General features: G+C 41.4%; 26 protein-coding genes. 10 read left to right on the top strand and 16 right to left on the bottom strand.

Going from position 1 to position 25,520, the window contains the following annotated elements; genetic code table 11:
* Positions 1-169: 169 nt before the first annotated feature.
* From MusilaSJ_RS05685 to rpmA, 5 genes are all read left to right on the top strand, one after another.
* On the top strand, positions 170-1,543 hold the full coding sequence (locus MusilaSJ_RS05685) for a dicarboxylate/amino acid:cation symporter (protein WP_274989080.1): 1,374 nt from the start codon (positions 170-172) through the stop codon (positions 1,541-1,543).
* Positions 1,544-1,625: 82 nt separating this feature from the next.
* Positions 1,626-1,991 (top strand): four helix bundle protein, encoded by a 366-nt coding sequence (locus tag MusilaSJ_RS05680; RefSeq protein WP_274989079.1) that lies wholly within the window; start codon positions 1,626-1,628, stop codon positions 1,989-1,991.
* 68 nt (positions 1,992-2,059) lie between these two features.
* Positions 2,060-2,566, top strand: coding sequence for a hypothetical protein (locus MusilaSJ_RS05675; RefSeq protein ID WP_274989078.1), 507 nt, complete (start codon positions 2,060-2,062; stop codon positions 2,564-2,566).
* A gap of 75 nt (positions 2,567-2,641) precedes the next feature.
* Positions 2,642-2,950, top strand: coding sequence for a 50S ribosomal protein L21 (gene rplU, locus MusilaSJ_RS05670; RefSeq protein WP_090467954.1), 309 nt, complete (start codon positions 2,642-2,644; stop codon positions 2,948-2,950).
* Positions 2,951-2,999: 49 nt separating this feature from the next.
* Positions 3,000-3,422 carry a 50S ribosomal protein L27 gene (gene rpmA / locus MusilaSJ_RS05665; RefSeq protein WP_274989077.1) on the top strand — a complete coding sequence of 141 codons (423 nt, stop codon included), beginning with the start codon at positions 3,000-3,002 and terminating at the stop codon, positions 3,420-3,422.
* Between the two features lie 466 nt (positions 3,423-3,888).
* Here the strand turns inward: rpmA and MusilaSJ_RS05660 are convergent, their stop codons facing one another.
* From MusilaSJ_RS05660 to pbpC, 10 genes are all read right to left on the bottom strand, one after another.
* Complete coding sequence (locus MusilaSJ_RS05660; protein ID WP_274989076.1) at positions 3,889-5,481, bottom strand: M1 family metallopeptidase; 1,593 nt, start codon at positions 5,479-5,481, stop codon at positions 3,889-3,891.
* A gap of 129 nt (positions 5,482-5,610) precedes the next feature.
* The gene (locus MusilaSJ_RS05655) at positions 5,611-5,907 is read right to left on the bottom strand and encodes a hypothetical protein (RefSeq protein WP_274989075.1); all 297 of its coding nucleotides are present in this window, start codon (positions 5,905-5,907) and stop codon (positions 5,611-5,613) included.
* A gap of 35 nt (positions 5,908-5,942) precedes the next feature.
* Positions 5,943-6,332, bottom strand: coding sequence for an energy transducer TonB (locus MusilaSJ_RS05650; protein WP_274989074.1), 390 nt, complete (start codon positions 6,330-6,332; stop codon positions 5,943-5,945).
* A 13-nt stretch (positions 6,333-6,345) separates the two neighbouring features.
* Positions 6,346-7,320 (bottom strand): polyprenyl synthetase family protein, encoded by a 975-nt coding sequence (locus tag MusilaSJ_RS05645; protein WP_274989073.1) that lies wholly within the window; start codon positions 7,318-7,320, stop codon positions 6,346-6,348.
* A gap of 92 nt (positions 7,321-7,412) precedes the next feature.
* The gene (gene rnr / locus MusilaSJ_RS05640; protein ID WP_274989072.1) at positions 7,413-9,551 is read right to left on the bottom strand and encodes a ribonuclease R; all 2,139 of its coding nucleotides are present in this window, start codon (positions 9,549-9,551) and stop codon (positions 7,413-7,415) included.
* Between the two features lie 83 nt (positions 9,552-9,634).
* The gene (locus MusilaSJ_RS28070) at positions 9,635-9,925 is read right to left on the bottom strand and encodes a type II toxin-antitoxin system VapC family toxin (protein ID WP_446725142.1); all 291 of its coding nucleotides are present in this window, start codon (positions 9,923-9,925) and stop codon (positions 9,635-9,637) included.
* Between the two features lie 72 nt (positions 9,926-9,997).
* Positions 9,998-10,237, bottom strand: a complete 240-nt coding sequence (locus tag MusilaSJ_RS05635) for a hypothetical protein (RefSeq protein WP_274989071.1) — start codon at positions 10,235-10,237, stop codon at positions 9,998-10,000.
* A gap of 73 nt (positions 10,238-10,310) precedes the next feature.
* Entirely contained in the window at positions 10,311-12,008 is a 1,698-nt protein-coding gene (locus tag MusilaSJ_RS05630; RefSeq protein WP_274989070.1) for an ABC transporter ATP-binding protein, read from the bottom strand.
* A 2-nt stretch (positions 12,009-12,010) separates the two neighbouring features.
* On the bottom strand, positions 12,011-12,718 hold the full coding sequence (locus tag MusilaSJ_RS05625; RefSeq protein ID WP_274989069.1) for a 3'-5' exonuclease: 708 nt from the start codon (positions 12,716-12,718) through the stop codon (positions 12,011-12,013).
* 99 nt (positions 12,719-12,817) lie between these two features.
* Positions 12,818-15,106, bottom strand: a complete 2,289-nt coding sequence (gene pbpC, locus MusilaSJ_RS05620; RefSeq protein ID WP_342457022.1) for a penicillin-binding protein 1C — start codon at positions 15,104-15,106, stop codon at positions 12,818-12,820.
* Positions 15,107-15,290: 184 nt separating this feature from the next.
* Between pbpC and MusilaSJ_RS05615 the strand changes: the two genes are divergently transcribed.
* Complete coding sequence (locus MusilaSJ_RS05615) at positions 15,291-16,016, top strand: glycosyltransferase family 2 protein (RefSeq protein ID WP_274989067.1); 726 nt, start codon at positions 15,291-15,293, stop codon at positions 16,014-16,016.
* Between the two features lie 229 nt (positions 16,017-16,245).
* Here MusilaSJ_RS05615 and MusilaSJ_RS05610 read toward each other — a convergent pair whose 3' ends face one another.
* Both MusilaSJ_RS05610 and MusilaSJ_RS05605 read right to left on the bottom strand, forming a co-directional pair.
* A complete protein-coding gene (locus MusilaSJ_RS05610) occupies positions 16,246-17,421 on the bottom strand; it encodes a glycosyltransferase family 2 protein (RefSeq protein ID WP_274989066.1) in 1,176 nt (391 codons plus the stop codon).
* Positions 17,418-18,341, bottom strand: coding sequence for a glycosyltransferase family 2 protein (locus MusilaSJ_RS05605; protein ID WP_274989065.1), 924 nt, complete (start codon positions 18,339-18,341; stop codon positions 17,418-17,420). The genes MusilaSJ_RS05610 and MusilaSJ_RS05605 overlap by 4 nt, the downstream gene beginning before the upstream one ends.
* Before the next feature lie 77 nt (positions 18,342-18,418).
* Between MusilaSJ_RS05605 and MusilaSJ_RS05600 the strand changes: the two genes are divergently transcribed.
* The 4 genes from MusilaSJ_RS05600 to MusilaSJ_RS05585 are packed head-to-tail and all read left to right on the top strand — an operon-like array spanning position 18,419 to position 20,971.
* Positions 18,419-18,919, top strand: coding sequence for a hypothetical protein (locus MusilaSJ_RS05600; protein ID WP_091167743.1), 501 nt, complete (start codon positions 18,419-18,421; stop codon positions 18,917-18,919).
* Positions 18,891-20,069 (top strand): PP2C family protein-serine/threonine phosphatase, encoded by a 1,179-nt coding sequence (locus MusilaSJ_RS05595; protein ID WP_274989064.1) that lies wholly within the window; start codon positions 18,891-18,893, stop codon positions 20,067-20,069. The genes MusilaSJ_RS05600 and MusilaSJ_RS05595 overlap by 29 nt, the downstream gene beginning before the upstream one ends.
* A complete protein-coding gene (locus tag MusilaSJ_RS05590; RefSeq protein WP_274989063.1) occupies positions 20,070-20,405 on the top strand; it encodes an STAS domain-containing protein in 336 nt (111 codons plus the stop codon). It begins immediately after the preceding gene.
* Between the two features lie 14 nt (positions 20,406-20,419).
* Positions 20,420-20,971: a hypothetical protein gene (locus tag MusilaSJ_RS05585; protein ID WP_274989062.1), complete on the top strand. Its 552-nt coding sequence runs from the start codon at positions 20,420-20,422 to the stop codon at positions 20,969-20,971.
* An 85-nt stretch (positions 20,972-21,056) separates the two neighbouring features.
* Here the strand turns inward: MusilaSJ_RS05585 and MusilaSJ_RS05580 are convergent, their stop codons facing one another.
* The 4 genes from MusilaSJ_RS05580 to MusilaSJ_RS05565 are packed head-to-tail and all read right to left on the bottom strand — an operon-like array spanning position 21,057 to position 25,519.
* Positions 21,057-22,271 (bottom strand): glycosyltransferase family 2 protein, encoded by a 1,215-nt coding sequence (locus tag MusilaSJ_RS05580; RefSeq protein WP_274989061.1) that lies wholly within the window; start codon positions 22,269-22,271, stop codon positions 21,057-21,059.
* Between the two features lie 52 nt (positions 22,272-22,323).
* Complete coding sequence (locus MusilaSJ_RS05575; RefSeq protein ID WP_274989060.1) at positions 22,324-23,541, bottom strand: glycosyltransferase family protein; 1,218 nt, start codon at positions 23,539-23,541, stop codon at positions 22,324-22,326.
* 9 nt (positions 23,542-23,550) lie between these two features.
* Positions 23,551-24,894, bottom strand: a complete 1,344-nt coding sequence (locus MusilaSJ_RS05570) for a lipopolysaccharide biosynthesis protein (protein ID WP_274989059.1) — start codon at positions 24,892-24,894, stop codon at positions 23,551-23,553.
* Between the two features lie 10 nt (positions 24,895-24,904).
* Positions 24,905-25,519, bottom strand: coding sequence for an acyltransferase (locus tag MusilaSJ_RS05565; RefSeq protein WP_274989058.1), 615 nt, complete (start codon positions 25,517-25,519; stop codon positions 24,905-24,907).
* Position 25,520: the final 1 nt, after the last annotated feature.

Raw genomic sequence — 25,520 nt, 5'->3', positions numbered from 1 at the left:
GATCGAATTACACGAATGAAGGCGTATTTAAATTCGTGTAATTCGTTTTAATACGGGAAAATAGGTGTAGAAATTAATTTCCTCATTCAATTCAATTGTAAAATAGAATATTCCCACACCTGTTTAAACAGCGCGTAAATTTTGTAGTTTTGCAGGCTTATTAAATTAAATGAAAAAAAGCAGACTGACGCTCTTCATTTTTATCGCACTGGTATTGGGTGTGGTAGCCGGTTATATTTATAACACCTACGTTTTTGCCGATTTCAATAAACAGCTTAGTACTGCCGGTGCTGCTATTAAAGCTATCGATAAAAATATTGAAGCACTACCCGATACTACGGTTGCAGCCTACAAAGATCTTAAATTACAAAGAATTGCCCAGGTAAAACTGCAAAACCAGGCTACGGATGCCCGGGAAGATAAACTTGAACTTTATAACATCCTGAGCAAGATTTTCCTTAACCTTATTAAAATGATTGTGGCCCCATTGGTGTTTACCACATTGGTGGTGGGCGTAGCCAAGGTAGGGGATATCAAAGCCGTTGGCAGGATAGGTGGCAAAACCATGCTCTGGTTTATCAGCGCTACGCTGGTATCCTTATTATTAGGGATGTTATTGGTTAACCTGTTTGAGCCGGGAAAAACCATGCATTTGCCACTGCCTGATAGTCATTTAAGTACAGGTATCAAAAAATCGGCCCTGTCATTAACGGAGTTCGTCGGGCACGTTTTTCCTAAGAGTTTTATTGAGGCGATGGCCAATAATGAGATCTTGCAAATTGTAGTGTTCTCTTTATTCTTTGGCGTAGCTACCGCTGCTATAGGTGAGCAAGGTAAAATAGTGATCAAAGCGATGGATGCCTTTGCTCATGTGATCATGAAGATTACCGGCTATGTGATGAAAATGGCTCCTTTAGCTGTATTTGGAGCTATTACCGCTGTAGTGGCCAAACAGGGAATAGGCGTACTTTCAACATATGGTATCTTTATCAGCGAGTTTTATTTTTCGCTGATCGTGCTATGGTCGGTAATTATATTGGCTGGCTATATTGTACTAAGAAAGCCGGTGTTTAGGCTCCTTAATAGCATCAAGGACGCTATGCTGATAGCATTCAGTACCTCAACAAGTGAAGCCGCATATCCAAAGGTATTGGAAGAACTGGAGAAATTTGGTTGCAGCAATAAAATAGTAAGCTTTGTATTGCCCTTAGGCTATTCATTTAATTTGGATGGTTCCATGATGTATATGACCTTTGCATCATTGTTCCTGGCGCAATCATATGATATTCATCTTTCATTCGGGCACCAGTTATCCATGTTGTTGGTGCTGATGCTTACCAGTAAAGGCGTGGCGGGTGTGCCAAGGGCCTCGCTGGTGGTTATAGCGGGCACGCTTGCTATGTTTAATATCCCCGAAGCCGGCTTGTTTTTGCTGATCGGTATTGATCCGTTGTTGGATATGGGACGTTCGGCTACAAACGTATTAGGCAATGCGATGGCGACAGCCGTTGTGAGTAAGTGGGAAGGAGAAGGAATTAATTAGTGAATTAGTGATTTAATGAGTTAGTGATTTATTAATTTCCCCTATCACATTTTAATCACCTTGTCAATAATTAATCAGGTATATGAAAGATACAAATAAAACAGATTTTGCTGAACAATTTAGAAATCGCACAAAGAAATTCGTAGTAGATAATATTAAGTTTTTCAAAACTCTGCCTAAAACAGAGGAAGCGAAAATTATCGGAAGGCAATTATTAAGATCTTCATCATCGGTAGGGGCCAATTATCGCGCCGCTTGCAGGGCACGGTCCCAGGCCGAATTTCATTCAAAACTTTCAATTGTTGTAGAGGAAGCGGATGAAGCAGCATTTTGGATGGAAGTATTAATTGAGGCCGAAGTTGTAAAACAGTCGGACTTGGCAGTCTTATTAGATGAAGCAATTCAGATATTAAAAATCACTTCAGCATCAAGAAAAACTGTGTCATGAAATTTAACGGTGATTTAATTCACTAACTCGCTAATTCAATAATTCACTAATTCACTAATTAATTATATATGTCTCCCCGTTTAAAGAAAATATTTTTGATCATGACTGTTGTGGTGCCGTTTATACTGTACTGCGTGTATTATTATGGAATGATGATCAAGAACGCGCCCTATCGTTTCGTTGATTTTGAATCGATCAGTTTCCAATACGGTCATAAGGATAGCCTTGTAAATAAATACGATTCACGTACAGGCATGTTCCAATACCTTGACAGGCGCGATTCGTTGGTTAAAGAGCATTTGCGTTTAACTAAAGATGACCTGCTATACCTGCACCGTAAGGCTGCCGACCTGGGTTTCTGGGATTTTCCATCAAAAGAAACCGGCGATACGTCGAAAGCTGCCGATGGAAAAGCCGTTCGGTATATCATTGAGTTTAAATATAAGGAAAAAACCAAGCGTGTAATTTTTGATACCGATTACTTTGGTAATCCTAAGCTGATCGATGCCAATCAGCGATTGATAGCAGAAATCCAAAAAAAGCTTACCGACGTGGAGAATCGTGGTAAAAAATAAAATATTGGGATGTTGTTTATTAAATAATCAATTCATATATTTGCACCTCGAAATTTAAAACAATATTTAACAAACATGTACGCAATAGTAAGTATAGCAGGACAGCAATTTAAAGTTGCAAAAGACCAGCAGATCTTTGTACACAGGTTACAAGGCGATGAAGGCGCTAGTATTGAATTTGACAGTGTATTGTTAGCAGAAAACGAAGGTAAATTCAAATTAGGTTCTGATTTGAAAGGTGCTAAAGTATCGGCTAAGATCGTGTCACATTTAAAAGGTGATAAAGTAATTATCTTCAAAAAGAAAAGAAGAAAAGGTTACAAAAAGAAAAACGGTCACCGTCAGCAATTTACCAAGATTGAGATCACCGGTATTACATTATAATTAAAGGTTGAACCGGAGTTGTTCTGCAATTCCATAAAAGATATAAAAAATGGCACATAAGAAAGGGGCCGGTAGTTCAAGAAACGGTCGTGAGTCACATAGCAAGCGTTTAGGTATCAAAATTTTCGGTGGTCAGCCAGCAATCGCAGGTAATATCATCGTTCGTCAGCGTGGTACCAAACACAATCCAGGCTTAAACGTTGGTCTTGGTAAAGATCATACTTTATTTGCACTGGCTGGAGGTATCGTAGTTTTCAAAAAGAAAGCAGATAACCGTTCATACGTATCAGTAGTTCCATTTGAGGCTGCTGAAGTTGAAGAAGTAGCTGCACCTGCACCAAAAGCAAAAAAAGAAGCTGTAGCTGTTGAAGCTCCTGCTGCTGAAGAAGCTCCAAAAGCAAAGAAAGCCGCTGCACCAAAAGCTAAAAAAGAAGAAGCTGCTGATGCTGCTGAAGAAACTGTAGCTGAGTAATCAGTTAACAAATATTAGGATATAAAAAATCCCGGTCAGTTTTGATCGGGATTTTTTGTTTGATATATGTTTTAGTTGAAGGAAATGCGAAGAGCCGTCGTATTGGATTAAAATGTAATGACAGTATGAAATAGTTAAAAGCGTCATTATAAGGTACGAAGCAATCCCAAACTATACAGATCGACTAAGTCGGGGATTGCTTCGTGCTTTATAATGACGTAATAGTAAGTTGTTGATTATTAGGGGGGAGGCGTTTTATGATATGGGCGTTGCCTACGGCCCGGGCTGTACGCTCATACTGCACAAGGCATTAGCCACAGGCCGGTATCCGCTCCCATCCCTAACGCAGCCCCATGCACCATCTCTTAGATATATCGTAGACGTCATCATGATTTTTCCGGGTTCCGTGGTGATTCCTCGCAATGACGCCATCTTAATTATAATGTTGCCTTAAAAGCAGACTTTCTTATTCGATGATCAGCTTCTTTAAATAGTAAGTATCAGGATCGATAACCGGCATGGTTTTGCTGGTTACGGTGATGCCTTTTTTATCAAGTGTATACCGTTTGGTAGCACCGTCAGTTGTAATATCAACAGGCAAAGGCATATCTATATTTAACAACTGAATCTGGTACTTATCGCCGCGCTGAGCTTTTACGTGTACTTCCAGTTTATTGATGGAATAGATATACAAATCAAACAGCGGTTTCAAATCTTGACCTGCAGCCTTGCTGAAATACTGCATCACCTCATCGGTATTGGCCAAGTTGCTGTAAGTATAACGCGGATCAGTAACAAAACCTTTAAGGGCGGGGAAGAAGGTACTATCGCCCATAATATACCTAAGCGTATGCATAAAGAAAGCACCTTTTCCATAAATATCACCATTATAAGCTGATTCTTCATCAATGTCTTTCCCGATAACAATAGGGATTTTATTGCCGAATGAGAGTGCAGAATTTTGGAAGAATTTGATATATGCTTTCTCGTCTTCAAATTCCCTTACATACAGCGCATCGCCGTAAGTGCAGATGCCTTCATGGATCCAGTAATCCGCCCAGTCTTTAGCTGTTACCTTATTGCCCCACCATTCGTGTCCAAACTCATGGTGCATGAGGCCGTCATAATCTTCGCCACCAACTTTAGTGTATTTAAATTTGGCGCCGTAAGCATTCATGGTTTGATGCTCCATGCCCAGGTGTGGAGTTTCAACAATACCTATCTTTTCTTTTGCCCAAGGATACTCGCCAAAGTATTTCTCTTGTTCTTTAATGGTTTTTACAAAAATATCCAGGTGATGCTCTGCTTTGGCGGCATGTTCCTTTAGTACGTAAAACTGGATAGGTACTTGGTGTCCGTCAACAGTTGTGTACGGACGTGTTACCACCGAATAATCACCTGCATTGAACAATATACTGTAATTGTTAATGGTGTATTTGGTTTGCCAATGGAAAGTTGCTGTTTCCTTTTGCTTGCTTACGCCTTTTAACAACCCCGGACCTGCAACCACCAGATCTTTAGGAACGGTGATAAACATGTCAACACCCTCGTTTGGTTCGTCGGATGGGTGGTCTTTACATGGGAAATACAGTTTGCCGCCGGTGCCTTCGGCAGTGATAGCCATCCAATGGTGCCCGGTTGAATCACGGGTCCAAATAAAACCATCATCCCATGGGGGGCGACGGGCAACGTGGGGTTTGCCGCCATAAATTACTTTAACGCTTGCTTTACCGGCAGGCAGTTCTTTGGCTGTATTAATAGTAATTAAATTGTTCTTGTATTCAAATGGTTCTTGTTTGCCATTTACCAAAACCTTCCTGATGCTTAATGAATCTAACAGATCAAACAATAAAACTTTGGTGGGCTTAGCCATGATCACATCAATAGTAGTAAAACCATTAATGGTTTTTTGCGTCGGATCCACAGCAAGCGAAATAGCGTAATGCCGTACATCCATAATGGCTTGCTCGGGCTTTAGTTTTCCGCCTGAGGTTAGTGTTTGAGCATTTGTAAAAGCTGCAAAAAGCAGCATCATTATGGCTAATGCACTCTTTTTCATTTTTATTGAATTTATTTACTCGGTATCGTAAAGACCAAATCTTATCGGTATTGTATATTTTGAACTTATGGCTTTTCCATGTAGTTTTGCTGGAAGCCAATGAGGTGAAAGCTTGATAACTCTAAGTACTTAGTCATTACATTTAGGGCAAACCGTTTGTGAGGCTGTTTTTAACGCTTTGATATTGGTAAGCCGTCCGTCTTTTTCCACAATAAAAGATACAAAGACTGTAGTTGCATAGTCGGTACCATCGTCGGGTGGAAACCTTAAGTTTTTTGTTAAAAATAGACTCCATGCTTTATTTCCACCTGGAAATTGGGGCTGCACTTTTACAGGTAAAGATTCGTTGACCTTATTGGTATCAGGCGTTTGAGCTTTGATACCGAAAGCAATAACTAATGAAATTACAGTTAAGAAGACTTTCATTTAGTTTAGTTCTTTAGTGAAATTTATGCCAATGATCAATTAACTTTTGTGCTGTCTAAAATCTGTACAGCCTGCACGGTATAAAATTGTATGGGAACGGAATATTTTGATTTGATAAAATGACTGTCACGCATTGCAGGGATCCATCTTTCTGATAGAGCAATCACCCGTAAAGCCTCGTTATTAAAAGGTTCACTCATCCCTTTAACAACTTTCAGATCTGTTAAACGGCCATCGTTTTCAATAAAAAAGCTTATGGTAACAATGCCTTCTCCGCCGCTAACGTCCTTCGGCCACTTTAGGTTTTTGTTTAAAAAATCATGAAAAGCCTTATCGCCACCACGAAAATGCGGCGGCGTTAGTTTTTGGGCTTTCGTGCTTATAGAGCAAATAAGAATGATAAGGATGGGTAAAAGTTTCTTCATCCTTAAATATAAATCAATTCTCCCTCACCAGCAAACCATCCGCAAAATCGCGAAGGCATTGTTTATGGTCTTCATGTAAATTGATAGCATCAAGGGCTGCAAAGGCTTTATCAGCATAGGTCTGCATCGCCTCCTCTGCGTGTTGTCTGATATCAAGCTCATTGTAGATATTGGTTACGGCTTTGACTTTTTCAACACTGTCAAATTCAGTTGCATTCAGCCAGTGATTCAGCGTTTCTGCCTGCTTATCCTTAGCCAGTTCAAGTGCACGGATCAGCAAAAAAGTTTTTTTATTGGAGATGATATCGCCGCCAACCTGCTTACCAAACTTTTCCGGATCGCCGTAAACATCCAGAATATCATCCTGTAGTTGGAACGCTATGCCAAGGTTAACCCCGAAAGAATCAATCAAATCAGCGTCGGTTAAAGCTGCACCGCCAATGATGGAGCCGATTTTTAATGTACCACCTAACAGCACCGCCGTTTTAAGACGGATCATATTGATATATTCTTCAATACTTACGTTGTTACGCTGTTCAAAGCTCATATCAATTTGCTGGCCTTCGCACACGCCGGTCGCGGTATCGTTAAAAACGTCAAGTACACTACGCAAAATGCTGTCATCAACCTTCATCATCATGCGGTTGGCTTCTACCATCATGGCATCGCCGGAGAGGATAGCGACATTGGCGTTCCATTTTTCATGCACGGTTGCTTTGCCACGGCGGAGCGGGGCTTTATCCATAATGTCGTCATGCATGAGCGTAAAATTATGGAATACCTCTATAGCCAGTGCGGGTTCAATCGCCTTGTCAACGTTGCCTCCAAAAAGGTCGCAGGCCAGCAGGAGCAGGGCAGGGCGCATACGTTTGCCGCCAATAGATAAAATATAGCTTATCGGTTCATACAGATCGGCGGGGTAAGCCGGGTAGCTTAGTTTGCCTACTGCATCATTTATTAGTAACTGTAACTCTGTAAGTTGTTTCATTTGCTTAGTGAGCGGTTGATTGGGTTGATTAGGTGAGTGGGGTGACTAACAACTAATCAACTATTCACTTAATCAACCTAATTAACTAAAAATCAATCCTGTACCAATATGAAATCTATCTGTTTCTTGGTCAGATCAACCTGTTTTACTTTAATTTTTACTTCGTCGCCCAGTTGGTAAATTTTCTTTTTACGCTGACCGATGATGGCATAGTTTTTCTCGTCCAAAGTATAAAAATCATCAGAGATATCGCGCAGGCGGATCATACCCTCGCATTTATTTTCGATGATCTCCACATACATGCCCCATTCGGTAACACCTGATATGATACCCATAAAGGTGTTGCCAACCTGGTCGCGAAGATACTCAGCCTGTTTATATTTTACTGAGGAACGTTCTGCATCCGCCGCTTTTTTCTCCATTAATGAGCTGTGCGAACAGAGCTTTTCATAAAACTCGGCATTGGCCGATTGTCCGCCATTTAAATAATGGAACAGCAACCTGTGTACCATGACATCGGGATAGCGGCGAATTGGCGAGGTAAAGTGCGTATAATGATCAAAAGCCAAACCGTAGTGAGCGCTGCTTTTGGTAGTATAAATAGCTTTGGCCATGGAGCGGATAGCGAGGTGGGTCAGCACGTTCTGCTCTTTCTTGCCTTCCACATCTTCCATCAGGTAGTTGAGGGATTTTGCTGTTTCCTTGTCAGATTTGGTATTGATTTTATAACCAAACCTGGCTGCAAACTGGGCAAAATTGGCCAGTGCATCGGGCTTAGGCGAATCATGCACACGATAAACAAAAGTGTATTTGTGCTTGCCTTTGCCCATTTTGCTTACACGCTCAGCCACTTTGCGGTTAGCCAGCAACATAAAATCTTCGATCAGTTTATGGGCGTCTTTGCGCTCTTTTACATACACGCCTGTTGGTTTGCTGTTTTCATCCAGTTTGAATTTAACCTCGGTAGTTTCAAAACTGATAGCGCCGTTTTTAAATTTACGGTCGCGAAGCTTATAAGCCAGCGCGTTGAGCTTGAATATTTCTTCCTTAAAATCGCCTTCGCCGGTTTCTATCACTTCCTGCACCTCTTCGTAAGTAAAACGCCTGTCGGAGTAAATGATGGTTTTGCCATACCATTCGGTAATGATATTGGCGTTCTCATCCATCTCAAACACTGCCGAAAAGCAGAGTTTTTCTTCTTTAGGACGAAGAGAGCAAAGACCGTTTGATAGTCTTTCGGGCAGCATTGGGATCACCCTGTCAACAAGATAAACTGATGTAGCCCTGTCCAATGCCTCTTTATCTAAGGCTGAATCAGGGATAATATAGTGCGATACGTCGGCAATGTGAACACCAACTTCGTAGTTGCCATTTTCCAGCACGCGATAGGATAGGGCATCGTCAAAGTCTTTGGCGTCAAATGGGTCGATGGTGAAGGTGGTGATGTTGCGGAAATCACGGCGTTTGGCAATTTCTTCGGGCGTGATCACATCCGGAATTTCTTCAGCATCATGTTCAACCTCGGCAGGGAATGATAACGGAAAACCATATTCGGCCAGGATGGCGTTCATTTCCGTATCGTTTTCACCTTGAGCTCCTAAGATATGTTTGATCCTTCCGATAGGGTTTTTAGCTTCAGTTGGCCAGTCGGTGATTTCGGCTACAGCTTTGATGCCATTTTTAGCCCCGTTAAGCTCGCTAATGGGGATGAAAATATCATGCATCATCTTACGATCATCGGGAATAAAAAACGCGTATCGTTCTGAGAGTTTAACAATGCCGGTAAACTCCATTTTGGCGCGCTGCAGAATTTCGATAACCTCGCCTTCTTTGTGCTTGCCTTTACTTTTGGCGTATACATAAACTTTCACACGGTCGCCGTTAAGGGCGGTGCGAAGCTTACGCGGAGCGATGAAAATATCGCTTTCAAACTCGTCATCGGTAACTATAAAGGCCGAACCATCGTTGGTAAGGTCAACCACCCCTTCAATAAACGTTTTAAGTTCAAGCAGCTGAAATTTACCGGGAGAGATCTCTTTTAATACCGATTTTTTAACCTCGTCTTTTAAGATCTCATAAATGATTTCGCGCGATTCGGGATCGCGGACGTTTAGTTTAGCAGAAACCTGCTTATAATTGAGCGGCGTATTGCCGTTTTGTTCAAATATATCAAGTACCATTTGGGCAAGTACCTGGTGTATAGAAGAGTTGTTTTTCTTGCGTTTAGACATAGAATAGTATTTGCATCAAAGATACAGAATTTTGAAGTGCCGGAATGATGATGTTCAATGGCTTAAACAAGTATTGAAACTATCTACGGTCGGTAAGGATCAAGCAGCTTTAAATCTGAGATCTTTGAAAAATCGTTGGTGTTTCTTGTTACTAAAGTAAGTTTGTTGACAATTGCTGTTGCTGCAATTATGGCGTCGGGAAGTTTAATATGATAGTTTTTTCTGACTTCAATTGATTTTAAAATGACTGGTTCGTTGAAATCAAATATGTGCGATGCGTTTATAAAATCAGTTAAAAGTTTTAATTGTTTTTCGGTTGCTTTAGGCCAGGCTAAAAGTTCAACACGTGAGATAACGGAAAGCTGAAATTTTATGTTATCTAAAAGCTGGTTTTGACTTTTCTGGTAATTTGCTTTCGAGATAATCGATTATTGCATTCGTATCAATTAAATATCCGTTTTCCACTCGTCCCTGATGTTTTTTGCATGGCTTTGAAAATCGGTGTATTGCTCATCAGATAGCTTTAGTTTTCCTCTAAAATCAGATGGTTTTTTACCTTCAGCTATTTTTTCTTCCTGTAATTCATCTACAGCATACAAAAGCACTTCTATCTGCTTTCCTACATAATCCTGTGGAATATGAATAGAAATGTCCTGATTTTCCGGTGTCACTTTCGTGCGTATCATTTTTTTAATAGTTAAATAAAAAAAGTGCTTTTAACAAATTTAAACATTTAGATTGGATATTTATGCAGCCTGATCACCCCGGTATCGAAGCTATCAACCTTTTGGTGTATTCTTCCTTTGGGCGATAATAAATATCATCAGGATAGCCGGTTTCCACTATCTCGCCTTTGTTCATAACCATCATCCGGTCGGAGATGTGCTTGATCACGGCCAGATCATGCGAAATAAAGATATAGGTCAATTTAAGTTCGTCCTGTAGTTCGCGGATGAGGTTTAATACCTGGGCCTGTACAGATACGTCAAGTGCCGAAACAGATTCATCACAAATGATAAATTTAGGCTGAAGCGCCAATGCCCGGGCAATAACAATCCGCTGCCGTTGTCCACCCGAAAACTCATGCGGATAACGGTCAAAGTGCGCGGGCAGCAGGTTAACCCGTTCAAGTAGTTCCAGCACTTTTCGTTTGCGGGTTGTATCGTTACTGTAAAACTGATGTACCTGCAATGGCTCCATAAGTGATTGCCCAACGGTAAGCTTAGGATTTAATGATGAGTATGGATCCTGAAAAATGATCTGGATATCTTTTCTGATCTGTCTCAACTCATCTTTTTTAAGCCCGCGAAGATCCGTGCCGTCAAAAGAAACCTTGCCCGATGTTGGCTCTATCAACCTTAAAATACTTCGCCCCAAAGTGGTTTTACCACATCCCGATTCCCCAACAAGGCCTAAGGTTTCGCCCGGATATACATCAAAGCTTATATTATTTACGGCTTTTACAACATGGTCTTTCCTTTTAAAAAGGCCTGTACCTGTAGGGAACCAGGTATTTAATTTCTCTGCCCTTAACAAAGGCTGTTGCCCGTATAGCTTGTGCTTGCGTTCGGCAATTTCAGCATCGGGGTAATGATATAGCTCCCTGATTTGTTCTATAGTTACTGCGGGCCTGGCCCCATCCAGAAAATCGGCCACAACAGGGAGTTTTTTCAAATGCTGCTGCGGGGAAGGGCGGCAGGCCAGCAATCCTTTAGTATAAGGGTGCCGGGGATTTGCGAATAGATCTTTTACCGCGGCTTCCTCTACAATCTCGCCTTTGTACATCACCAAAACCCGGTCGGCAATTTCTTTGATCACACCCAAATCATGCGATATAAAGATCAGGCTCATGTGCCTTTCGGCTTTCAACTTGTGCAGCAGCTCAATAATGTTTTTTTGCACAGTCACGTCGAGCGCAGTAGTTGGCTCATCGGCGATCAAAATTTCCGGGTTACAGGCTAAAGCCATAGCAATCATTACCCTTTGTTTTTGCCCGCCGGATATTTGGTGGGGATAGCTGTCAAATATCGCCTCTGGCCGGGGTAGCTGAACCTCTTTAAACAGATCGATGGTCTTTTGTTTTGCTTCTGCTTTACTCAACCCCAAATGCAGCCTGATAGCTTCAGTGAGCTGGAAACCGCAGGTAAGTACCGGGTTAAGCGATGTCATCGGCTCCTGGAAGATCATAGCCACCTGGTTGCCGCGCACATGCCGCATTTCATCTTCCGATAATTTACACAGGCATACACCATTTAAAAGTACAGAGCCATTTATTAGGGCTTGATCTTCATTGAGCAAACGCATCAGGGCAAGGGAGGTAACAGATTTGCCCGAGCCGGATTCGCCAACAATGCCAATGGTTTCGCCTTTGTTAAGTGTAAAAGAAATTCCCTTTACGGCTGTGAACTGGTTTTTACCGTTCTTAAAACTAACCGACAGATCACTGACTTTAAGCATTATTAGCCTACAATGGTTATAAATTCGTCTGCTATCAGTTCTTCGCCGCGATAACGTCTTAATAGTTGTGCTGTAGCTATCACATCTTTTTGGCAATAAGCGCAAATGCGCTCCAACTGGTTTTCATTCCAGTATACGCGGCCTACATCGCTGCCATCTATATCGTCTTTGGAGGTTGGGATATTAAAAATTGTGGTAAGCAGGTTTAAGGAAGTGTAGTGTTTGTGATCGCCAAACTTCCATAATTCCATGGTATCTAAATGGACAATTTCCCATGGCTTTTTACCCGCTATTTGCAGCTGCGGCGGAATTGGTATGCCGTTTACCAGTAAACGGCGGCAGAGGTACGGGAAGTCAAATTCCTTGCCATTATGAGCACATAAAATAAGGTTGGGTGGCTGACTGAACAACAGGTTGCAGAACTTGGTAAGCAATTCTTTTTCATCATGTGATGCAAAAGATTTTACCCTCAAGCCAATGTTTTTCCCGGCAGTAAAGATCCCGGCCGAAATGCAAACTATTTTACCAAACTCGGCCCAAATGCCCGCGCGCTCATAATGAATGTCAGCAGGTTCATCTTTGCGTTGATGCCGGGTTTTTAGTTCCCATAAAACCTGCAGATTTTCGGGCAGTTGTTCGTGGTTGCTGTACTGCGGCACAGTTTCGATATCAATTACCAATAAATTATGCAGATCGTACTGTTCAAGCATCCGGTTAAAAATTATCGAGCCAATATAATGATAAAGTTAGTAGATGATTGCTGCGGACATTTAGTTTACAGAAAAATTAAAATCGATAAGTTGTGTTTTTTATTTCTTCAATACTTCAAACTCTATGCTGATAGTATTGCCGTTGCCATCAACCAAGGTAAGAATATGTTTGCCCGGAGGTGGGTTTAAAGCCACCTGGTGAAAATCTTTGGTCTCGCCAACGTACTGATCATCCAGGTGCCAAAAGATCTTCATACCTGGCTGGCGGTGTGCTGCATTGCAAATCATGCGGCCACGGGTGCCGTCTGCTTCAAGGGGCACGTATATTTTAGCGCCGTTTTTAGGGTAGATGACCTCCATTGTATTTCCATTGTCGGCCTGGGTACAATCCGGGCGAAAGGGCGGGAGTACATGATATTGATAGTTCCTGGCTTTGTAATAATATTCCATAGATGGCGGCAACACAAACCAGCTTTTATTGAGGATGTTATCCGGCGGCTCACAATTACCGTTTACCTGCCATTTGGCATCGGCAGATAAATGCACCAATTGATGGTAAGGACAAACCGGGGCTTTCAGGCCGCTTTTGGGTACATATTGCTCATCTGCATCCTGGCAATATTGTCCGGCACGGTAACCGCTTTGCCTGCATACATTTATTTTCACCATTTCGCCCACGGGCATCTGAAACCAATCACGCGATACGGGCAATAGCCTGAAAATTTCAAACAGGGCAGGTGCAGCTGTGTTGATCCCAGTTAAGCCTGGCCGGCCCTCGCCATCGGTATTACCAACCCAAACGCCAACAACATACCTGGGCGTAACCCCAATTGCCCATCCATCGCGAAAGCCAAAGCTTGTGCCGGTTTTCCAGGCCACGCGTTGGCTTGAGCTAAATTGCTGCCATAGCATTTCCTCGCCCGGCCGCATCACTTCTTCCATGGCCTGGAAAGTGTAATAAATAGAAGTCGCATCCAATAGTCCGGAGTTTTCAAGCTCAGGTTTCGCTGCTGGCTTTTTTTCATAAACAGGATCATGAAAATCGGCCGGGTCATACTTGCCACTGTTTTTATTGTAATGATTAAGCACGCGCGCCATATCAGCATAAACGCCGCTTAATTCCCAAAGCGTGTTTTCGCCCCCGCCTAATATTAACGACAGTCCATAATGATCGGCAGGTTTAGTTAAAGTAGTGATGCCTGCTTTATGCAAAAAATCATAAAAGCGCTCGTATTTGTATTGCTGCAGCATTTTAACTGCCGGTACATTCAACGAACGGGATAAGGCCCGCGATGCAGGTACAGCGCCGTCGTAACCCAAATCAAAGTTTTCTGGATGGTAACCCGCGATCATCGTAGGTACGTCGGGTACCAGGCTATTGGGTAATATCAGCCCGTCGTGCAGCATTGCCGCATATAACAGCGGCTTCAGGGTACTTCCGGGGCTTCGCGGAGCGTCTATCACATCAACATCGCTCTCCATTTGCGGGTCTTCACGGTGGGATATGTTACCGGCATAGGCAAGTGTTGCACCTGTTTCAACATCAAGTACAATGGCGGCAATGTTGTTGATATCATTAGCTTTTAATAAACTATGATGCTGCTCCAGGATGTCATTTACCTGTTGCTGAAGCGACGATTTGATGCTGCTTGTAATGCGGGTATCTCCGTTGGGCTTAGCCTGATGATCGGCTTTAAAACGTTGCAGCAGGTGCGGAGCAAGTTGAGGGAGGGGCATCGGTCTGTCGGGCACAGGCTCAAGCCGGGCAAGGGCGGCAGTTGTACTATCAATGATACCTGCCTTATGCAATTTATCCAATAATAAATTCCTTTTTCGAAGCAGTATTGCCCTGTTCCTGCCGGGGTGTACCAATGAGGGCGAGTTAGGCAAAACAGCCATAGCCGCCATTTCGCCCCAGGAAAGTTTATCCGGGCTGCGGCCAAAATACCGCCAGGAGGCAGCATCCAGCCCAATAACATTGGTGCCGAAAGGGGCATTACTGGTATACAAAGCTAAGATCTCACTTTTACTGTAGGTTACTTCAAGGCGCATGGCCATGAAAATCTCTTTCAGTTTATTCCAGATGTTGCGTTTATGCCTGGTAGCCAGCCTGATCACCTGCATGGTAATGGTACTGCCGCCGCTGCTTACCTTTTTCGAGTTCAGGTTTTGTTTGATAGCCCGGCTAAAAGCGACGACATCAAAGCCGGGATGGTGCTCAAAGCGTTTATCTTCAAAAGTGATAATACATTGTTTGAATTTTTCGGGTACCGCGGGATTATAAGGAAAGCGCCATTGGCCATCATTTGCTATAGAAGCACCGAGTAACTGGCCCTGATCGTCGTCAATTACGTAAGAGGTTGGGCTATTAAATAAAGGATTGGGCAAACAAAACCAAAATATCAGGGTTAAAACAAACAAAAAGAAAAGCGAGACTATAACTTTAGGCTTTTTTAAATAACTTTTAGCTCGTTTTAGCACAAATTGCATTACTAAATATAAAAATATTAAGCCAGTTCAGGTTTATACAACTATAATTGTGGCAAAAATCTACCAGGCAATAATACAATAAATGACGATACAAAAATTATCAATTATTATTCCGGCTTACAACGAAGGTAATACCATACATTTAATTTTGGATAAAATTAAGGAGGTAAACCTTATCAATGATATTGAAAAAGAAGTGATCATTGTAAATGATTGCTCAAAGGATGATACAGAAGCAGCTATTTATAAATATAAACTTGCCAACCCCGAAGTTAACATTCAGTACTTTAAGCACGAAGTAAACAAAGGTAAGGGAGCAGCTTTGCATACAGGTATCGCAAAAGCTACCGGCGATTATCTGATTATCCAGGATGCCGACCTGGAGTATGACCCTGCTGAATACAACGACCTGTTAAAACCCGTTGTAGCGGGTTTTGCTGATGTAGTATATGGCTCACGGTTTATGGGAAGTAACCCTCACCGCATATTGTTTTTTTGGCATACCATTGGCAACAGATGGCTTACCTTTGCTTCAAATATGTTTTCCAATCTTAACCTTACTGATATGGAAACATGTTATAAACTGTTCAATACCAAAGTTATCCAATCTATAAAGCTCACTGAAAAGCGTTTTGGCTTTGAGCCTGAGGTTACCCAAAAAATCTCGAGGGTGCACCGCATCAGAATCTATGAGGTAGGTATTTCCTATTATGGCCGTACCTATGAGGAAGGTAAAAAGATAGGATGGAAGGACGGAGTTAGGGCTATTTACTGTATCCTTAAATATGGTTTGTTTAAATCAAAGTAAGAGTTTTTCTGCAAGAGTAGTTTTCATAAACCGTATTTCTTCTTCACTGAAATTATCAGCAAGAACTTAAATGACAGATGCCGCTTTTTTGAGCGTGACAACCTATTTTATTAAATTGCACACAGGAGACGCATGTGACGCGCCTTTATATACAATCAACGTATTAAACAGCTTCTAATAAGATGTTTAATATTCAAAAATGATGTCATCGAAACTTATAATCAATGCTTTACTGCTTCCGTTGTACTTTTTCCCAAACTGCGCTTTGCTTAGTACTAAAATAGCGGATAATGCCGGCCAACACTGCATAGTTCATAACACAAAAATAATAGGGGATGAAAAGAATTTTTATACGGAGCTGCCGCTTTTCCATTATCAGCCCAAGCAAGGCCAGCAGATAAAACAATACCTGCGCCAATAATAGCCCTTGCATAGCTGTTTCTCCAGGTTTAAGAGCCAGCACAGCGTTTAAAATAAACGATAATATAAGCAGGAAAGGGGTAATGGTCCATCTCAAAACCCGGTGACTGATATACTGAAACGATAAAATTGGGTAGGGGAAAGGATTGAATAATTTTTTTAGCCTTAAAATAGATTGCATCCCACCGGCAGCTATCCTCACTTTTCGTTTTAACTCTTCCGATACATTTTCCGACGCAGTTTCGGTAGCGTATGCTTCAGGTTCATAAACAATGCGGTAGCCTTTAGCAGCTATCAGCATCGAGATCATAAAATCGTCAAGCACAGTATCCGCTTCAACTGGCTGATATAACGAGCGGCGCACACTAAACAGTTCGCCTGCCGCGCCAACAACCGAATATAGCTCCGAATCCCATTTTTTCAGGGCCGATTCATATTTCCAGTAGAACCCTTCACCCGCCGCGCTGGCATCTGCGTTCTCGTCAATATGTACCCGTTTTTCGCCCGCAACGGCACCAACTGTTGCATCGCTGTAATGCCTGCAGATCTTTATCAATGCATCTTTATTTAAAAATGTGTTGGCATCGGTAAATACAACCGCGTCGGTATCAACATAGTTCATGGCACGATGTACCGCGGCTATTTTGCCGGCGCGCTGCGGCTGGTGCAGCAATTGTATCTGCGGGTACCGGGCAACAATATCGGGTGTCTTGTCTGATGATCCGTCGGTCACAAAAAGGAGTTTTAGTTTTCCTTCGGGATAATTAAGCAGGAGGCTGTTGCTGATCTTTTGCTCAATAAAATATTCTTCGTTGTAAGCGGCTATCACCAAAGTGCAGGAAGGAAGTTCATCCAGGTTTTCTGAAGGAAGAGCTTTCCGGCCTTTAAAAGCCCTTTTAATCCTGATGATCAGGTACAGAAAAATCCCATAACCGGCAAAAGTGTAAAAAACAATAAAGAGGCTTATGGCTAAAATTATTTTCATGCTATGGTGCTAATGGGATATCCTAAATTGCTGCTGTTTTTTGAGTGGGTAAAATTCCACCATACTGCTTTAAAAAGCATCGGAATAAAGTTGTATTGTTTTTCTTTGACGTAGTTAACCAGATTACGGGGTACCACAATCAACAAAAAATAAAAATAAAAGAATATTTTTTGTTGCGGCGGGGCATTCCGGCGGATAAAAAGAATCCGGTTTCGGTTCATGAAATATTCCTTGAGCTTGCTTTTTTTACCTACTGATACAGATTCTTTGTGATAGATGAGCGCATCGGTACAAACCCATGCTTTGAAACCCGCTCTTATGATGTGCTCGCACCAGTCAAGCTCTTCATAGTATAGAAAAAAGTTTTCGCTCATCATGCCCGCCTTTTCAATGGCTTCTTTCCTGATCATCATGGCTGCTCCGTGGCAGTAGGCTGTGGGCGCAGTTATATGATCAAACTGACCTTCGTCCTTTTGCTTTAAGCCTATTACGCTATTACGGCAGGTATAATAGTTCATAGGCGTGTAGCCTGCATATTGTATTAATTGTTTATCACTGAAATACTTGATCTTGGGCGACAGCATTCCTACGGCGGTGTTACTATTCATTACCTCAACCAGTTTTTCAACTAAACCCGGGGTAAACTCGGTATCATTGTTCACCATAAAAATATAATCGCCGGTAGCTACCGTAAGCCCGAGGTTATTTCCACCTGCAAAACCAAGGTTAACATCCGAGCGGATAAATATTATTTCGGGGTATTTTATTTTCCAGCCGGGAACCGGATCTACCTTACTTGCATTATCAACAACAATTATTTCTATATTACTATAAGTACTTGTATTTTTAATTGATAATAACATTTCCTCGGTAACGGATGGCTGATTAAAACTTACAGTAACAACAGAAACTTTTTTCATCTAAAAGGGGTTATTATCAATATTGCTTTTTACGGCTAATATTAGTAAAAGTTAACTAATTATATCACTATATTCCTTTGAATAATAACCAACCAAATAATGATGAGTCACTGCTAACCATAAAAGCAGATGAGCTTATACAATTGCTGAAAAAGGGGAATGTTGATAAAGAACTTGTTAAAGCCATACAGCAAAAAATAAATAATGCCATTGAAAGTAATTCGAACCAGCAAAAATTTGATGCCTTTAGCGGGTTAGATCAGGAGCAAAGCCGGCTTGATATGGTAACAAACCTGGAATTTTTACTTACCCAACACCAGGTTGATAGCCGGGAATCGAAGAAATACTTGCTGCATGAAAGAATAAAACATATAGTTTTGGTAGCAATTGCGGTTACCATGATCATACTTGGTTTAGCCATGATCATCATGCCTGCACCGCCATATTTTGAAATGTTTACCATTTTTTATTTTTCAAAGGACGACGGTATAACTTTAATGGATGTTATATCGGTGTTAATAGTATTATCGGGTGTATATTTGTTTATAAATGCCCTACTCCGAAAAATTAACGCCTGAACTCACCAATATGCCGAAACGTCCGAAAATACTCCTGGTTGATGATAGCCCGCTGATTTTGATGGTTATAGGCCAGGCTTTGGAAAAAGAGGGTTTTATTAGCCGCAAGGCAGGTAATGTAGAGGAAGCTATGACGGTGCTTGAAAATGAGATCCCCGATTTGATTTTGTCTGATTATCAAATGCCCGGTACGGATGGTTTTGCATTCAGGCAACATTTAATGACTGTACCTGAGTATAAAAATATCCCTTTTATGTTTTTAACATCGATTACCGATCATGCCCACATGATAGCGGGGATCAGTCTTGATGCTATTGACTACATTGATAAGGATACGCCCATTGTGTTCATTATCTCAAAGATTAATAATTTTTTGAACAGCATCCGCGAACGCCACGAACACACGATCAGGGAGCTGAGCAGCGCCGCAATAGCCTTAAATTTGTATTCCGTTCCGCAGGAAATACCCCGTATTAATGGCTTTGAAATAGATTTCTGGCATAAATCGTTTGAGAATTACCCAGGCGGAGATTTTATTGATGTGTTAACTATAAATAACAGGTATACTTTTATTATCCTGGGCGATGTGATGGGCAAAAAATGGGGAGCATGGTTTTTTTCATTCGGCTATCTAAGCTATATAAGGGCTGCTGTAAGGATATGTGTTTCGGAAGGGGACGTATCAACCAAAAGCATCATGCAAAAAATCAACTCGGTAATTTATCATGACCCGGTTGTGAGCGACGTGCTGTCGACACTTTCGCTCATCAGGATCGATCGGGAGAATGAAACGCTAAGTTACACGGGTGCGGGCGACTTGCCGCTTTTGTATTTTAGCTCTACAGAAAATACGCTTAACAGGATCGGCTCATCGGGGTTATTGCTGGGGATTAGTAAAGAGGGCGGCTTCGATGAACATTTATTTACGATGCAGCCTGGTGATCAGTTGATCATGATAACGGATGGATTGATCGATAAAGAAACGCCCGCAGGAAAGAAAACCGATCTGAACAGTTTTATTGATGAGATTGAAAAATATCTTGGTAAAACCAATTCATTTGCAACCTTAAAATACGATGGCTTTTTGAACGAAAAAGCGAGAGAACAAATTGACGATTGCAGTTTAATATTTATTCAAAAAAATAGCTAAATGATATTACAAACACATCTGCTTAATAATGCATTAATTGCGGATATACAGCTTAAAGAGGCAAATTTGGCGAATGCCGAACAATTTAAGTCGGAACTGATGAGCCTGATCAATAATGGAAATAAGTATGTTATTGTAAACTTTGAACAGGTAATTTATATAGACAGTTCTTTTTTAGGTGCATTGGTATCGGCACTTAAACTGACCATGAATAGCGGGGGAGACATTGCAGTAGTTGGTTTAAATAGCGATATCAGGTCCTTGTTTCAATTGGTACGGCTTGATAAGGTGTTCAGGATCTATACAAATACACAGGAGGCTTTAACCGGGGCATAAACGAATTTACTACCTTGAAAAAATTTGTTTTTAATAACGAAACCGAAGGTATTTATCCTTTAACCGTCCAGATCATCAGTTATATCCAAAACATAGCAAAAGATATAGTTGATGACGACGCCGGCTTCAGGATAAAAACTATCCTGATTGAACTGCTTACCAATTCGCTCAAGCACATGGGGGATGATGTTACCAGGATCGGGATCGATCTGAAAAATAACAAATTATATATAAGTAAACAGGATAAGGGAAGGCCGCTGCAAATTAATACCAGGCAGGCATTGTTAACCTGGCCCTTAACGCACAGCAAGTTTACCCAAAATGAAATTGCCATTTATGGCGATGACTTCGGTACACTGAAAGGGCGGGTGAAAAACAGTAACCAATTAGAGTTTTTTACTGAGGACCTTGATGTGCGGTATGTTAACAAGGACACCATTATGGGGTTAAATGAACATTACGGCCTGATGATCATTGCACGCGCCAGCGATGCGTTTAACTACAAGCATAAACCTGATACCGGCGTAAATACATTTACCTCGGTAATTGAACTTAAACAGCGTTAGGTATTGCTGCGTGATTTATGAAAGCGTTTCTTAATGGGTTAGGGGAAATTTATTTATTCGGCAATTATTATTACTCTTGTTTTCGCTATTTCACAGTTGCCCCTTCGTTTACCGGTTCTGCAGGAGCATTATCGTGCGGTGTATGAATAAACTTTTTGTTTGCTCCTTTTAACTTAAACAGCAGTAAAAACATGGTAAAAAATATAAGCGGCAGTTTAAGCATGGCTTCTAAAAGTTTTCCATTATAAAACGATGTTGGTATGGCAACTACGATACCAAGGTAACAAGCCACTGTTGCCCCAAGCCACAAATGCCAGTGCGGGCCTATGCCCGGAGTAAAAAAAGAGATCAATAGCATAAAAGGCATCAGGCCAAGCATTAATACACGCGGCAGGATAGCCATTTGATAAATCTCATTCACATAATCAAAATTGCCGCGGAAAAATTGGGCCGGCGCGGTAGCCGCATATTTTTTAAGCAGGTTAAACTGAGCCGAAAGCCAGCGCTTACGCTGCTTTTCAAACACTGCGGGATTACTTACTTTTTCATCGTAGATATACGCTTTTTCTGCATAAGCAACATGGATCTTATCACGGGTCAATAATAAACCCATTTCCTTGTCAAACCCGCCTACGGCATCAATACGCGACATTACATTTACAAACAGGTTGTACTCTAACGCCATACCCGAACCGATAATGGCTGCCGAAAACTTAAACAACTGCTGCGATTTTCTGAAAATATGATTGTTAACTTCTTCGCTTACAGCATCAAGTATTGCTACCTGTGTGTTTGAGTTTTTTGCTACCCTATGGCCCTGCACCACCAGGTGACCTGCTTGTAAACAGTTGTTGATCTGGTATAGATAATCGGGCGCGGCAATGTTATCAATGTCAAAAACAACAGCGGCATCAAAACCAACCGCTGTGTTTTCAATGGCTTTGTTTAGCGCTTTTGATTTGGTGCTGGTTTCAAAAACCACCTCTACTACCTGCAAAGGCATCTGCTTTAATTTAACAATGGTTTCAGGTTTCATGGAGTCGGCTATCACACAAACCGTGAACATATCTTTAGGGTAATCGATAGTTAGTGCCGCCGCCGCCGAGTTTAAAATAATTTCATCTTCTTTATAAGCACAGATATAAACTATGAATTTACTGAGTGCGGTGGCTGTAGCAGGCGGTTTGATGGGGATTAATTTTCCGAGTACCGAAAATACAAACAGGTACAAGCTATATACACCAAGGTATATAAACAGCAAAATGGCGATTAGGGATGCTATGAATTTAATGATTTCCATGTGTTTTATTGCTAAACCCTGTTTGTAAGTTGCAGGTTTGTATTATTAAAAATTAACTTTTCCGTTTATTGTTCAAATTTGCTGCCAGCAAGCTTTTGATCTCTGTTATACGGTGCTCCCATGTATTTTGTGCCGCTATTTTTAATCTTTTTTGTTGTAAAAAAGGAGTGTCGTTTAACGATAAATTAATGGCAGCAGAAAATTCATCAGCATTTTTGCAGATATATACGCTGTCGCCGGTAAACTCTTCTAAATCTTCATTAAAATCAGTGATCACTACCGGCCGGCCCGAACCCAGGTATTCAAATAACTTAAGCGGGAAAATGGAGCTGCTTACATCGTCTTTTTTGAAGGGGATGATAGCAACATCAAATCCTTTGAGCACGGCAGGCAACTGCTCATAAGGTACTGCTCCTTTTTTGAAAATATTAGGCGCATTAAACGCAGGATTATTTTCATAATCTTTACCAACCGGCCCCACAAATACAAAGTTTTTACCGGGGTTTTGTTCGAGTAGCTGTGTTAATAAATTATAATCAATGCGCCGTTCAATATTGCCGAAATAACCGATTATCGGTTTAGGGATATCAGAAAGGATGTCTGCTACAGGCAACGCCGGATCCAGCGCTTTTTGACTATGGCCGATGTCGGCCGCATTTGGTACGAAGTACGAGTTAGGATTAAGTTTTGCTTTTGCATTGCTTAACTCTTTACTGGTGCTGATCACCAGATCCATGTCTTTTACCAGTATATCTTCGGATATAAGGCCATGACGAATTTGGTATTCTTCAATAAGCGGATCAACACAATGATAAACTTTTAATAATGGTTTCAATTTCAACAACCGGTGCATCGTGGGGTAATAAAACGCATAGGAGTTGATAAAGATGTAGTCCTTTATTTTAAGGCTTTTAATAATCTTATTGAGCCTTGCCGCTACAATTCGTTCGTTCATCTTTACGGCCAGCCGATAGACAGCTCCTTCGGGCAATGAATTGATCGACGGCACCGGAGGCGTAATGATGATCTTTAAATTAGGGATCTCAGTTTGGATAAAGCTATTTTTGGGAGAAAAGAAGTACGGTTTACGTGCCTTATACCCGGGCGTGTTTTTAAACTGGATATAATCTTTCCAGGTATAGGGCCTGTCAACATAATACACGTAGTTATCCTTGGCCAAATGTTTGGCCATAGTATAGTTTGTTGATTCGAGGCGGCTATCAAACTGCATTTGCGAAAATATTACGATATGCCGGTTTTTAAGCTCCATATAACTTGCTTATTCAGTTAGTCGTTTTCCTTTTATTTTGTCCATCACAACACCTATAAGTTCTTTTAGTTCAATGTAGCCTAAAACAAAGATGTCGGATATTTTAAACTGAAGATGTTTTTTTAATGCCCAGTAACCAAAGATCGCACCGGTAGCAAAGGTAAAGATAGAAGCAACTGCTACCGCATACAAGTTGTGGAATATAAGAATCCCCGTAAAATCGCCTACTACGTTAACTGTTAGCATCAGGAACACTTTTATCATGTTAAGATGTGGTTTGTTGATGATATCAAGCGTTATCCCGAAAAACCTGTCAATAGGCAACAGCATTACATAACACATAAAAATCCTGAAGATATTGCCTGCATCAGAATGCTGGTATTTAGCGCCAAACAGGAGCCCAATAATAACGTCAGCAGCAACGAAACAGATTACAGCGATAGGGGTAAGCGCTATAGTAAGCATGCCTGCATATTTTTTCATGATATAAGTGACGTATTTTTGGTCGCCCCGCTGAGCAGCTGCTGACATTACCGGTAATGCAGTAGAGATGAAAGCCCTTAACGGGATTTCGAAAATTTCCAGAAGTCGTTGCGGAATGTAGTAAACAGCCAGCAGGTCGGGGCTGAACATAGGCTTTACGATAAACGTATCAGAGCTCCTGAGCAGGTATGAACTTATAGATGTGCCTACACTGTATTTACCAAAATGGGCCATTTGTTTTATTGTAGCCCAGTTTTTGTGAACTATGGTTTTTACTTTAGCCCAGCCTGTAACAATGCAAATAACGCTGCTTAACAGGTTAGCTGTAAAGTAGCAATATATAGTTGTTTCAAAATTTGACTTGCCCGCAACAGCAACGCCAACCACCAGCGCCAGGAAACCTCCCTGGTTCATTAATTGCAGCGTAAACATTTTATCAAAGCGCTCTTCGGCCTGGAGCGTCCAAAGGCTCACCGCCGAGGGTAGTGTGCAGAAATAAATGAGGCTAAACCATTTAAGCGTAATACCTATATCAGCGTCCGGATTTGTATAAATAAGATAAATCAGGAGATTTACGATGGCAAATACGCAAGTGATCATAAAACCCAGGTACCAGGCAGATGCTGATATATTTTTCATTCTTTCGGGTGTGGAACCCGAATAAAATTTAATGACCGATGTTTGCAGAAAACCCGTGCGAAAGGTATCTGCCAACGTAAATACAATCTGGAAAAACACATAGTTGCCAAAGGCGGGTTTACTTAAGCGGCGGGCCAGCAGTGATAATATGATCATTCCCAAAACCGGCAATACGGCGTTGGTTGCCAGTGAAAGCGTGTGTTTGTTTATTAATTTTTTAAATAAACTCATGTATCATGTTTTACGCTTTCTCCCACAATTGTGTTGTAAAATTGTATTGTTTTATTACTTTGGCGGGGTTGCCAACTGCTACCGAATAAGGCGGGATATCCCTTGTAACCACACTGCCAGCCCCAATAACCGAATGTTTACCAATAGTTACACCGGCGGTTACCACACAATTAGCACCTATCCAAACATTATCATCAATAGTAATTTGTTGGGTGGTCACTTTTTGATGGCGTGGCGGTATACTTACATCCTGGTAGCCATGATTAAGGCCGGATATTACAACATGCTGCGCTGTCATACTGAAATTGCCTATTTTAACCGGGCCGATTATTACCGTACCGATGCCAACTCCTGACCCTTCGCCAATAAATACATCGCCAACGCCGTTATTGATCACAGCGAAGTCTTCCACAATACTTTTTGCGCCAAGGGAAAACTTGTTAAACGGAAAAAGGTCCATCCGTGCATTAAACCTTACTACACTGTTTTTACCCCGGTGATGGAAAAAGCGGTTAAGTATCAGCCTAACCCAAAGCCTTGGCCTCGACTGTCCGGGCGGAATAAGCATCCAGTGGACTAATTTTTTTAATTTGGGATTTGATTTTATGGATGATACAAATGACATC

The organism is Mucilaginibacter sp. SJ (assembly GCF_028993635.1).
GTDB lineage: Bacteria > Bacteroidota > Bacteroidia > Sphingobacteriales > Sphingobacteriaceae > Mucilaginibacter.
This window is presented reverse-complemented; position numbering and strand designations above follow the sequence as displayed.